Annotated in this window: 12 protein-coding genes; 9 read left to right on the top strand and 3 right to left on the bottom strand. The window is 33.4% G+C overall.

Going from position 1 to position 12,777, the window contains the following annotated elements; translation table 11 throughout:
• Positions 1–383 precede the first annotated feature (383 nt).
• Positions 384–845: a universal stress protein gene (locus C5F49_RS03425; protein WP_179363342.1), complete on the top strand. Its 462-nt coding sequence runs from the start codon at positions 384–386 to the stop codon at positions 843–845.
• An 82-nt stretch (positions 846–927) separates the two neighbouring features.
• Positions 928–1,278 carry a hypothetical protein gene (locus tag C5F49_RS03430; RefSeq protein ID WP_179363343.1) on the top strand — a complete coding sequence of 117 codons (351 nt, stop codon included), beginning with the start codon at positions 928–930 and terminating at the stop codon, positions 1,276–1,278.
• A 30-nt stretch (positions 1,279–1,308) separates the two neighbouring features.
• Here C5F49_RS03430 and C5F49_RS03435 read toward each other — a convergent pair whose 3' ends face one another.
• Positions 1,309–1,581: a hypothetical protein gene (locus tag C5F49_RS03435; protein WP_179363344.1), complete on the bottom strand. Its 273-nt coding sequence runs from the start codon at positions 1,579–1,581 to the stop codon at positions 1,309–1,311.
• Positions 1,582–1,767: 186 nt separating this feature from the next.
• Here C5F49_RS03435 and C5F49_RS03440 point away from each other — a divergent pair, with 186 nt between their 5' ends.
• On the top strand, positions 1,768–2,586 hold the full coding sequence (locus tag C5F49_RS03440) for an adenylate/guanylate cyclase domain-containing protein (protein ID WP_246275376.1): 819 nt from the start codon (positions 1,768–1,770) through the stop codon (positions 2,584–2,586).
• A gap of 168 nt (positions 2,587–2,754) precedes the next feature.
• Here C5F49_RS03440 and C5F49_RS03445 read toward each other — a convergent pair whose 3' ends face one another.
• Positions 2,755–2,913 (bottom strand): hypothetical protein, encoded by a 159-nt coding sequence (locus C5F49_RS03445; protein ID WP_179363345.1) that lies wholly within the window; start codon positions 2,911–2,913, stop codon positions 2,755–2,757.
• A gap of 13 nt (positions 2,914–2,926) precedes the next feature.
• Positions 2,927–3,118 carry a hypothetical protein gene (locus C5F49_RS03450; protein ID WP_179363346.1) on the bottom strand — a complete coding sequence of 64 codons (192 nt, stop codon included), beginning with the start codon at positions 3,116–3,118 and terminating at the stop codon, positions 2,927–2,929.
• A gap of 290 nt (positions 3,119–3,408) precedes the next feature.
• Here C5F49_RS03450 and C5F49_RS03455 point away from each other — a divergent pair, with 290 nt between their 5' ends.
• The 6 genes from C5F49_RS03455 (at position 3,409) to C5F49_RS03480 (ending at position 12,734) form a co-directional block, all read left to right on the top strand.
• A complete protein-coding gene (locus C5F49_RS03455; protein WP_246275377.1) occupies positions 3,409–4,137 on the top strand; it encodes a plastocyanin in 729 nt (242 codons plus the stop codon).
• A gap of 111 nt (positions 4,138–4,248) precedes the next feature.
• Positions 4,249–4,404: a hypothetical protein gene (locus C5F49_RS03460; RefSeq protein ID WP_179363347.1), complete on the top strand. Its 156-nt coding sequence runs from the start codon at positions 4,249–4,251 to the stop codon at positions 4,402–4,404.
• Positions 4,405–4,432: 28 nt separating this feature from the next.
• The gene (locus tag C5F49_RS03465) at positions 4,433–5,017 is read left to right on the top strand and encodes a hypothetical protein (RefSeq protein WP_179363348.1); all 585 of its coding nucleotides are present in this window, start codon (positions 4,433–4,435) and stop codon (positions 5,015–5,017) included.
• A 76-nt stretch (positions 5,018–5,093) separates the two neighbouring features.
• Positions 5,094–10,208, top strand: coding sequence for a hypothetical protein (locus C5F49_RS03470; RefSeq protein ID WP_179363349.1), 5,115 nt, complete (start codon positions 5,094–5,096; stop codon positions 10,206–10,208).
• A 32-nt stretch (positions 10,209–10,240) separates the two neighbouring features.
• Positions 10,241–11,314 carry a hypothetical protein gene (locus C5F49_RS03475; protein ID WP_179363350.1) on the top strand — a complete coding sequence of 358 codons (1,074 nt, stop codon included), beginning with the start codon at positions 10,241–10,243 and terminating at the stop codon, positions 11,312–11,314.
• Between the two features lie 46 nt (positions 11,315–11,360).
• Positions 11,361–12,734, top strand: a complete 1,374-nt coding sequence (locus tag C5F49_RS03480; RefSeq protein WP_179363351.1) for a hypothetical protein — start codon at positions 11,361–11,363, stop codon at positions 12,732–12,734.
• The last annotated feature ends 43 nt before the right edge of the window (positions 12,735–12,777 follow it).

Below are 12,777 nucleotides of genomic sequence, written 5' to 3' on the forward strand. Positions count from 1 at the left end.
TATTGGCAACAGGTTTACTAAAGTAGTTTATGTTGCACTTTTTAGAAATCTTGGAATAGCAATTGCAAAATTTATTGCATCTGCCATGAATGAAAGTGAATTCAAATGAAGGCAGACCCATTTTTGAAAATTAGATGTAGAACAATGATGGCTGTCTTATCACGAATTCACTGATACGTTATGGATATACAAATTATTAAGGTAAATTCTAGTTGATTTTATTCAGAATCAACTCAATTTCCATTTTATTTAATTTACAAGTAACCATTAAAATTGCATGATCGAATTAATTGAGATGACTGTGTATTTCTTTAATTGGTTTAAAGACACTGTTAGATATAAAATTGGAAAAACTTTATTTCCATTGAAGAGCACTAGGGCTCATGTATAACACAATTTTAGTGCCTCACGGAGGTACAGATGCTGGAGACCAGGCACTGAAACATGCTAAATACATCGCAAAAAATTCTTCTGCAAAAATTGTCATTCTAAATGTAATCATGCCTTGGTCTAATCCTTTTTTTGAGGAATTACCTGATGATGATAACTCTACACATGATCAAATAGAGTCTCTGCTCTCAAATGTAAAAGATAATGTTAGAAAATTTTTAGCAGAACGAGTTGCACATTGTAGAGCCGAGGGCTTGAAATGCGATGGAATTTTTAGAACTGGTAATCCTGCAAATTCAATCATAAAATATGCAAATGAAGAAAATGTTGATCTTATAGTGATGGCTAAAAAGAAAAAATCTACTACTGATTACATATCTCTTTTCAAGATAGGTGGAACCGCAAAAAAAGTACAAGAAAAGGCAGAATGTTCAATTTTACTAGTTGAAACATAGATTTGTAAATTCTAAATATTAGTTTTTTATTATTGATTAATTTAGATTCTAGATTTTTATACTGAGTTTTGATATTGTAGTCATGCTTGATAATTTCCCTGACATGGATAGATCTATTTCAGCAATTAAAATTCTTGAAGGTGATCGAACTCAAGAATTTAAAGAATTAGCTTCTGCATTAGGGATATCACAATCTTCTGAAAGTTGGAAGGAGCTTGTAATGGATTTTTGTTTAGAGTTTAAAGATTGCTTTACAATAATAACTGACAACCAAGATCCTGAAGAATCTGAACGTGACCCTATTGTCCATTGCTTTATTTTAATGCGACAGCTTGGAAAGGGGAAATCTAGTATGCGAGAAGTTACATATCTTCAAAATATTGCAGATACTTTGGCCAAAGAATTCAAACTCATTTACACTCACACAAAATAATTTAAAATAAAATTATCTTTTAAAGAAACGTTATTCAGCTAACTGTGTTTTTTCTTCAAGCATATCTACAGCCCACTCAAGTAATTCATGTTTCTGATGTGCCCATCTGTAATGTGCTGCTGCATGTTTGTCACTAGCAGACATTTCAGGATAGGAACAAAATTCACATTCATCTGATACTGCAACTAGATGCTCTATGATTTCTTCTTTATGCTTTGCAAGATGGATTAACCATAGTGTGCGTGTAGCAACTATTGGATTTCCGTGTTCACAATAGGGGCATTTGCTATGAATATACGTCATTTTGTTCTGTAAGGGATAGTTATTTCCAGTATAATAAACAAAATGAATGTAGCCTGAATTTCATATATCTCTACATCAATCAGATGCACTGTACATGTGATGTGTTTTAGAATTTTATCTTTTTTGATGAGATGTTTTTCAGTGTATTTGAGTTGGTTTAAAAGAATGCGTTTCTAAAATGATGTATTGGCTGATAAGTCTGCTCAAGATATTGCAAAAAAAGGTGTCAAGAATTTACTTTCCCCAAAAACACCTAGTATTGTAGATATGCTAATGGGGAGAGGAACTGAAACAATTGTTGATTCTGAAACTCTTGCTGAAGAAGTTCAAAAACGTGTATCTCAATCACTAAAAGGTAATTCTACTTATTCTACTGTTACTGAAGAATCTGAACAGTTTTTGAGAAAAAGAGTGTTACAAAGTATGCCTATGGCAATATTGTTTATTGATTTAGTTGGTTCAACATCAATGATCTTAAATTTACCAAAGGAAAAACTTGCAACCATTTTCACTACTTTCTCTCAAGAGATGGCATATGTGATTAAACGCCATGATGGATTTGTATTGAAATTTGTAGGTGATGCAGTAATTGGTTACTTTGTTGCCGAAGAATTATCTGTATCTGTTGCAAGTCGGGCAGTTACATGTGCAGAATCGATGCTTAAAATAATCAAAGTTGGAATTAATCCAATTCTAAAAAATAATGATTTACCTGAATTGAATGTAAAAATTGGAATTGATTTTGGAGAGAACACTATTGTAAGATATGGTGATGACTTGCAAGAAGCACATGTTGATATTTTAGGCGCTTCAGTTAGCATGGCAGCTAAAATTCAGAACTTGGCTGAAACTGATCAAATATTGGTAGGATATGATATTTATGAAAAAATACATCCTTCAATTCAAGAATATTTTGTACATTTGGATTTGGATAAATCTCAATGGAAATACAAATCTGCAAAAACTGGAAAAATCTATCCAGTTTATGCCTATATCGGAAAATAATTGTGAAAAAATTATTATTTTTTAATTTACTATCTGCTAGTTTTAAACAAATCTGGGTGTTTTGCGCTTTTCACTAAATTTCAATCTTCATCCTCTCTATCTCTGAACAATTTTCTTTTCCTTTTCTTTGGTGTAGTCATTTTATGTAGTTCAATCCTATCATCAGTATCACGTGTTAATCATAATCATTGCAGTGTATTGAATTACATTATTTGATAACACTGCTGTGGATAGTTTGATGTCTTTAACATCTCTGTCTTGTACACATTCATTGATCAAATTATCTAATTCTGATTTATTTTGAGATTGTATAATTTCAACTTTCAATTATGCACACCTATCATTTGTATTCGTCCAGAATACTGTTTCTAAATTGAGGTTTGTTGGTTCTTACATAATCTTTGATAACTGCTATTGTTGTAGCAAGCGAATTTTTTACATTAGTTAAAGTTTGATGTGTTTCAGGACTAATTGCAAACCACGGACCTATGTATGCATTTGTAAATGTTTTGTCATTATCGATTTGTTTCATGATCTTTTATCTTATTTTGATTAATAACTTGCAAAGAAATTATCTTAATCTATTACAAAGTAAACAAGATGACTTCATCCACAATAAGGTTAACTATACAGAACTTTAAATAGCAAAAATCACACGGTGACTAATAATTGTTATAGATTTTCTGATATTCTCAACTATTTGCATGCCTCTAGATTTTGATAGTTTGATGTTTTAATTTACAAATTATGTTCTTTTTTATTTTTAAAATGTATCTGTTTTTTAATGAATAGCTTTTATTCAAGCAGTGATTAATCAACATATTGAATAAATCAATACTATTAATTCCATTTTTGTTATTGCTGTTTGTAGGTGTATCTTTTACCTATGCAGAAACTATTCTTCCAGATTGGATAAAAAATATCGCCCTTTGGTATGGCCAGGGTATTGTTTCTGAGCAAGAATACATTGACTCTATCAAATTTTTGATTAATAATAAAATCATATTTTTAGATGTAGATGAAAAAAATATCCTACTTGATCCTAGTATAACCTCAACTGATGTAATAGTTACAAAACCTAGAATAAACCAATGTTCAGTGTTATATCAGTCATACAAAAATATTGGAAGTGCACAGTTCGTATCAAAATATGCTCATGTAAATTTCATCAATACTTGTGTGAAACTTTACCAAGATCCAATTTGGAAATATCAAGGTGATGACAGAGTTGATAAACTGCATGAAAAATTTCTAGAGTTTGATACTAAATCAAAGATTGGAAAACCCAAGATATCTTTTGAACCTAGTGTGAAAATTTTATCTACTACTGATATTGGTCAAGGAAAATTTGATGTGAAATTCAATATTTGTGCAGGTGATAAAGCCATTGACAAAGCCAAAGTTTTGGTACAGTCTAAAATAGAATCAATTCAAGTTGGTTCAAACAAAGATATCCCACAAAATGTGTGTAGAACCTATGTGACCCAAATACATGCAAACAATGTTGCAAATATACAAATTACAATTTTAGAACAAGTTTTAGTGAATTGATTAGTATTTTTTAGATTTGATTTCATTCAGAATAAAGTCAACTAGTTATTCAGTTCCTAACTCCTGACAACTCTCATGTGATTAAATAACTACTTTCTACTTTCTACATTCATGAAACAAATTACACTACGATCCCAAAGCCCACCAACTAAATTAGTTGAAAGTGACACTCAAAATGCTCTTACAACTAATCCTTCTGTAGATTGGACTGATTTTGCAGGATTGTCGTGGATATTTCTAGATCATTCGTTTGAAGATTACACTTAACAAACTAAGATGAGGTGAAAAGAAAAAAATGAACAAAAAAACAACTACGCTAACTATAACTACAATTACTTTGGCTACAATTCTTCTTACATCTGGATTTGGTCTTAGTTCTGTACATGCACAATTGAGTAAAAATAATACAACTGAAATCAAATTAGTAACTTCGTCCTCCTTGGGTAATCACAGTGTTATCTTCCAAGTTTGTGCAAATGATTATACTATGAGGGCTCCAGAAGTGATACTCACATCTGATAGTCAAGTAAAGTCAGTTAAACTAAACAAGGAAATTGCAGCAAATACATGCAAAGTTACTTCAACTACCATCAAAGCATTTGATAAAAATTCAATTCAGCTAAAGAAAGTTGATAAATCTAAAATCAATTTGATGATTAGTGATGCAGAAAAGAGATTGACCAACATCAAATCTAAAATCTCTGACAAAAACACTCAACTTGAGGAAGCATATATGGCATTCCAAAGTCTAAGTTCTTCTGCAAAACCGGCCAACATGAAAAAGATTAATGATGTTACGGCTGAATTGGTTGACCTAAGAAAGGATCTTCAAGATGCTAGAACAGAATATTACCGACTGTTGTATGTACTTAGAGGATAATCCTCTTTTTTTCTTATGTTTCATTCACAATGCTTTCATACTATGAAAATAAATAATATTCAATTCAATAATTAAAATGATAACTACTAAACCTCTCTCTGCAATTGTTTTGTCTCTTCTAATTCTTACTGGCAGTATGTCATTAGGAGGTTTTTCTAATGTTGAAGCTCAAACATCTAACCTTTTTGTTTCTGCAGATAGTTCTGTGTTTAATAACAAAATTTCAGGCCCTCAAGTTGTTCAAGTCGTTATTCGTGATCAAAACATCAGTAATACTGGTGAAGGAAAGGGTGAACCTGATGTAACAGTAAATGGAAAAGATTTGCGTATGGTTCAATCTACTGATGGAAATTGGTATGGTTATTTCTCTGACAGAAAACAGGCTCAAATAGCTGATAGTACAGTTGGTCTAACTGGTAAAGGACTTGACTTTGGTACATTTTGTTCACGGAATACTTCAATTTTGGGCGTATCTGTTTCAGAAACTGATGGAATTGCAATTCCTATCAATGGGGCTACTGTCGGTGGAGAAAACGGCAAAAATCCACCAAATCAAATATCTCAAGATTGTTCATTGAGTTTACCATATTCTAAAAAAACGATTAATGTTGTAAGACAAGCAAAAGAGATGAATCCTGGAAATACTAAAGTAAATCTTGGACAAATTGGCATCTCATCAAAAGATCTTTGGCCTTTTATCCAACTGTATGATTTTTCTAAAGGTAGTAATGTTATAGTCCAATACAATAAAGGAGGAGGGGCTCAACAAACAACTCTAACGTTTGATTCTGCAGAAAAATCAATCACACATGAGTTAGACAGAACTTCTTATCCTAGATCATCTGATGTTAATTTAAAAATTAAGGATCTTTCTTTAAACATTGATCCTACCTCTGTTGATTCTTGGTCATTTGGAACTTCTCCAACTAGTCCTTCTACTTTCTACATGCTATATGGAGAGTCTGGAAATTCAAACTCTGATGGAACTGCAGGTGCTGTAAATCTTATTCCAAATCTTACTTCTATGATGTTCAAAGACAATGGCATTCTTAAGATAAATCCAAATGTCCAAGGACAATCAAATGTACTTACAATCAAAGATAACAGTCATTCTCAAACAAATGGTAATGGCGAAATAGATATTTCATTAATTTCTTCTAGTGCAGGCTCTATTGCAGCTGGCAAACAACCTGTAACGATTACTGAAACATCTCCAAACAGTGGAATCTTTACAACCTATGACCCAAATAATGATTCTGTTATAATCACAACACAAAATGCTCAAAGAGGAACATCTGCTTCTATCGAATATAATAAAAAACCATTAACTCTTCTCATAGGATTTGGAAAAGCTAGTTTATCCCTTGATGAACAACTCAAAGGAACTGAGTGGAATTCAGGTGAAGAAATGCCGGTAATACTAATTGACTCTGATGCAAATAAAAATAATTTAGCAAAAGAAGACCTTGATCTTTTCAATCCTTCATACAAAGCAATTCCTGCATTAAGTACTGGAAATCCATATACTTTGGGGGAGAGCGGTACTGAAGCAAACAGTAAGGTTTCTGCATCCTTTTTAGATGGATTTGTTTTAAATCCCACCACTCCTGGATTATTCACTCTTTCAGGTACTAATTTAGGCACGACATCCACTGTAATGGTTGAAAAATTCAGCGATAGGGCAAGAATTGATCCTGTGAATAATTCTGATTCAGATGCTCTAGTTATTGATCTTAAAACAAATCTGAACAAACTTTATGCTTCAATAAATAATCCATTTGATTCTACATCCAATTTTAGAGGGGTAAACATGTTTAATTTTGATTTACGTTCTCTTAACAACACTATCAATAATTTTGATATTTACTTGCTAGTTGGAACGGGTTCTTCTCCTATTCTTGATTCTTCGGGAAACCCAACACCCAACATAACTGCAATTAAAATTGCATCTGATACATCTTTACAAAATCTAATTAATTTGAATTCTAATTTACAAGTAGCAGATCCTCAACTACTTCATTCTAATTTATTTTCAAGTTCATTTTCAGGAAATGAGCAAATAGGATTAATGTTTTCATATTCAAAAATTCAAAAGATGGGAACCGAAACAAGACCTATTGTAGCTGACTTTTTCTCTTATGGGTTGATAAAAGATGGAAAACTAAAAACTGAAAGAATTGCAAATCAAATTGTCCGTGTAGAGGTAGAAGAATTATCTACAAATTCTGGAAAGTTTAGAGGAAGTCTTGAATATATCATGTTGAATCAATTAAATATTTTTGATCCAAAAACATATGAAAAAATAATTCCAATTGATGATGAACCAATATTTCTAATGATTGATGAGCTAAAGGGAAATGATTCTCCAAGAATCAGTTATAATGACTTGGGTACTGATGGAGTCTTTACTGCAATTTCAGACCAACAAGAGGTTCTAGCTCACATGGGGCTTGTTGTGCTTTCTGTAAAAACATTCAAGCCTGGTGATACAGTAGGAGTCACTTTATCTGATAAAGATCTTAATACTAATTCTGATTTAATTGAAATCTATACCGTAGTAGATCCTTCAAAGTATCCAAATGATCCTGCAGTTGATACAGTAGGTCTTCCAAATTTAGGATTGACTGCTGACAATCAACCATATGGACGATTGTTGGCAATCACATTTGATGATGAAACTTGGTTAAAATCATCTGTTTCTAAAAATGGAAAATCTTGCTCTCCTATTTCTGGAAGTGACGGATTGGCCTCAACTGGATTTACCTTAGTTGAAACTGGAGCAAAGACTGGTGAGTTTACTGGAAATTTTAAAATCCCCTCCCAATATTGTTCAAGAAATAGTGGTGGTACCATCAAGGTAACCACTGGAGTGGATATTGGTGCACGATATTATGACTTTAGAGGACTATCAAGTCAAGCTGCAATTACTAGTGCAAGTGCTGCAGTTGGTGCAACAAGTGGAAGTGTTCAACTTGATAGGACCAGTTATCCTGTTCCAGTAGGTTCTGTTGCTGACTTTTTTAATTCAGGAAAATCTACTTCTGATAGGCCAAACAGTTTATCGATTTTCCCATTTCACTTGACTGCAATTACCAAAAATGGTGATCTTAAAGTAATTGATTCAGGCGAAGAGATTGGACCTAAAGACACAGTACTGTACGTTCGAATCAATGACAATGACTATAATTTATCTCCAAATGGAGAAGACACAATCTCCCAAAATATTCCAGGAACTTCTAATGGACCAGTCAAAGTAATTGTAACAAGGGGAAGCTCTAGTTTACTGTTGGCCACAGCTGGTGGTGAGGATGCAAATTCTGGAGTGATTACAACTGGAAAGACTACAAAAAGTGGTGTTACTCGTGAACTTGGACCTATAACTGAAACTTCTCCTAGTTCTGGTCTTTTCCAATTTAGTTTACCAATTAGATACGTTGATGGACCTTCATCCCTCAAATGTCCTGTTACTCCTGATTCTGGATTTACAAAGTTGGACAAAACAAAATCTGGGGTTTTATCCAGATTTGATGTGTCTCCACCTACAGGCAATTACTGTATCTTGCAAGGAGATGTGATTACAGTAGAATACTCTGATCAAACAGATGCATCGGGTTCTCAGAGAACTGTAACCGGTTCAGCAGCATTCGATCTTAGAATAGGCTCATTGCAATCTGATACCACTTCTTATGTTATTGGACGTGACGCAATAATTACATTAGTTGATCCTGATCTAAATTTTGATTCCAAAAAAGCAGAAACACACTCACTTGATATTTTAGAATGGAATTCAGGTAATGTAAAGACTACAATGGGAAAGATGGGTGGCGCTGCTACAAAGAATGGACTAGTATTTGACTCACAACCCTTTGGATTGCGTGAAACTGGTGATTCTACTGGAATTTTCCAAACTGTTATTAAAATTCCATCTGAAATAAATGGAAAATCACTTGATAGGGGTGAGTCAATTAAACTTACATACACTGATTGGGGAACCGCCGGCTCTGATTTTGTAGGAAAGAATGATCAAAAAATAGAAGCAAAATTTTTCACATCCAACTTTCAATCTTCAATCTCTTTAGATAAGAGAATCTATACCTGGACTGACAAAGTCTATGTTACAATTGTAGCTCCTGATCATAATTTTAATTCAAATAAAGTAGATGAGATTGGTTCAAAATCTACAAATGAAATAAAAATTTCAAGTCGTGCAAACAAACTCACTCAATACAAACTTGTTGAAACTGGTGGTGATACTGGAATTTTTACTGGAGAAGTAATACTAACTGGATTCAAACATGACGCTGATGGAAATTCAAGAACAGGAGACATTGATGGATTTGATACAAATCCTAGAACTCAACCAAAAACTGGCGGAGGTCCAACAAACGGTTTCTTGGAAACTAAAAATGATGATGGACTTACTGTATCATTTCAATTCACAGACCGAGAAACATCTACTGCATCTGCATTGATTAGATGGAACATTGGAGATATTGAATGGGTTCAAGGTGCTTCATCTGCCAACGGAAATGGAATTATCAGAGTAGTTGATCCTGACATGAATCTCAATCCTGAAACTGTAAACACCTTTTTGATTGATGTGTGGTCTGATTCTGATCTTGGTGGAATTGATGTAACTGTAACTGAAACAGGCCCTGCCACAGGCATCTTTGAAGGCTCTGTCACATTTTCTTCACGAGACCAATCATCTGGTCATAAATTACGAGTAAATGAAGGTGACTATGTTACTGCAAAATATGAAGACAACACTTTACCAAAACCTTATTCGAGAACAGATGAACTTAAAATTACATCTAGTACTACTGTAGGTCCTGTAGTTCCTCCTATGGAGCGTGCACCTGTATCGAATCCGCGCGTTGTTGATTCTTTTGGAAATTCTATTAGTTTGATAAATGTGGATAATCAAGTTCAAATTTCTGCAAGTATAATTAACAATAATGTTGGAACTCAACCATTTACTTATTTGGTCCAGATTCAGGATTCCTCAAATGCTGTAAATTCATTGTCTTGGATTACAGGAACTCTCTCAAAAGGACAAATACTGTCCCCCTCTGTATCTTGGATACCTGATGCTCCTGGAAAATATATTGCGACAATCTTTGTTTGGGATAATCTGAAAAACCCTGCAGCAATAAGTCCAACTGTTGATTTTGAAATCAATGTTTCATGATCCTTTAATACCTGAGAATTCTATCTAACCCTATGAACAAGAATATCTTTGTTGTATTTTTCACTGTTTCAATATTATTACTAGGTACAATATCCGGTCCACTTACTCTAATCCCTGCTGATGCATTGAAAGGACAAGGAGTTCCTTCTTCACAATATGGCTCTGCAACAAAAGGAATTGTCTGTGGTGATAGACTGTGCTCTGAAGTTGAACCTGAAGAAAAGAAAGCAGAACCAAAAACAACACCAAAAGTTGAACCTAAAGTAGAAAAGAAAGCAGAACCAAAAGCAGAAAAAAAGGAACAAGTTAAAACAGAAAAGAAAGAATCTGAAAAAAAGAAATTAGATGACAAGGCATCATCTGAACAAGCAAGATATGATGAAACATCATTACCTCCAAGAACAATTAAAACTGGAACTATAACGTCTATACAAGATCCAGGCCAAGGACATGAAAATCACCAATTAGCATTAATCCTTCCACCATCAGAAAAAGTATATCGTGGATTGTTTACATTTACTTCCTCTGAAGATGTACAACTAGTAGCACTTCATGGACCGTTAAAAGAAGGTGAAGATAAAGGCCAAGCAATTTGGTCTCCTGATGGAAAAACAAAATATGCCCTAACATTTGTCCCATTAAATGCCAAAGCAGGAACTTGGCAATTTGCTGGAAATGCTTTAGCAGTACATACTATGAATGAAGATCCATTTACTGTTTCATATTCAGTTGCATATAGGGAGAGAACTCTTTCTGATACTGTAAAAAGTGAAACCATCACATCTGTGCAAGATCCAGGCCAGGGACATGAAAATCACCAATTAGCAATTATTTTACCTCCTAGAACTTATGCATATTTTGGAACATTGGGATTCTCAGCATCTGAAGATGTACAACTAGTAGCACTTCATGGTCCATTACAACCTGGACAAGGTGCACATGGTCAAGCAATTTGGTCTCCTGATGGAATAAAAAAATATGCCCTAACATTTGTCGATAAAGAAACTGCAATGGGTACTTGGCAGTTTACCGGAAATGCGGTTGCATTACATACTATGAAAGATACCCCATTCACTGTAAGTTATTCAATAGCAACAGGACAATGAGCCTATTTTGATAGCATTCTTTATTAATAATAAAATCTGAATTTAATTGAAAACTATTACCATGAAGTTCCAATTCTTAATTCTAATCGCAGTTTCATTATCTGTACTACTTGTTTCACAAGTAGCTGAATCATCATATGCTGATGTTGTATCCCCATCAAAGCAAGTCAAAATAGGTATTGATAAATCAGAAGTTATTTGTAAAGCTCATCTAGTTAAAGTATACAGAATTAATGCAGATAGTATTGATTGCTTTACTCCTACAACTGCTGAAAAATTAATAAAATCTGGTATTGCAAAAGATATTCCTAAAGCAAAATTAGATGCAAAAAAATCCTTTAGACAAAATTCCCCTATTGGAACAATTAATGGATTCGATACCGTAAAGAAATTTGGTTCTGAAGGAAAATTCACTTCTACACCTAGAACTGTAGAATATCTTTACGTCTTTGAAGCATGTGCAAATGAGAAAACAGTTCGTGTTCCAGAAGTACTTGTTACCTCTGATAGTGAGGCCAAAACAGTAAAACTCGCAAAAAAAATTCAGGCTAACACTTGCTTTACAAGCTCCGCATCCATCAAGGCAATTGATCCAAAGTCCATTTCAGGTGTATTGACTAACAAAGGAATAATCACCGATAAATTAACAGAATTAGAAAATAACGTTTCTCAACTACAAGGAAAATTATCTGTATTGAAAAAGAGTTTCTCTGATGTAATTCCAAAAGATTCTACTCCACTTACTGCTGACTCTAAAGTTATGATATCTACCACTGGTGATGAAATTGTTAAACTACGAGCCGAATTGAATCTTGCAAAAGGAGAACTTAACAAATATCTATTCACTCTGCATTCTCCACAATTACCTGCATCTCAATTTGCAAAGCAAAAATTGGCCTTTACTGGAACTCCACTTGAAGGAACATCTGCAAAAATTCTAACTGTATCAAAACAAACCCTTGGAAATACTGACACTCCTGATACCGTAACTGGTGTGAAATTATACAATGTAGTTTTTGAGGCATGTTCAGGAAATGATGTTCTACGAGCTCCTGAAGTTAGAATATCCTCTGACAATGAAGAAAAAACAATAAAAATTGCTGAAAGGATAATTGCCAATTCATGTCAAATGTCTGCCGGTAAAATTAACGCACTAGATGCAAATTCAATTACATTAGAAATTGCAAACAGAGCAGATGTTTCTGCTAAGATTATTCAACTTGAATCAAACATTGGAATGCTTTTAGATGAACAGGTTCAATATCAAAAAGAACTAAACAAACTTGTTGTATTGAGTGTAAAACCTGCCAATTATGAAGAAAAAGTTACTGAATTATCTAGTAAGATAATTGACTTGAGAAACCAGATGAGGGATTTAAAATTTCAATTATATGGTAATTTGTATGAAGTATACAAATGATAACTAGTAAAAACTATACAACTAATTCTATGAATAAAAATAT

Source organism: Nitrosopumilus oxyclinae, from assembly GCF_013407165.1.
GTDB lineage: Archaea > Thermoproteota > Nitrososphaeria > Nitrososphaerales > Nitrosopumilaceae > Nitrosopumilus > Nitrosopumilus oxyclinae.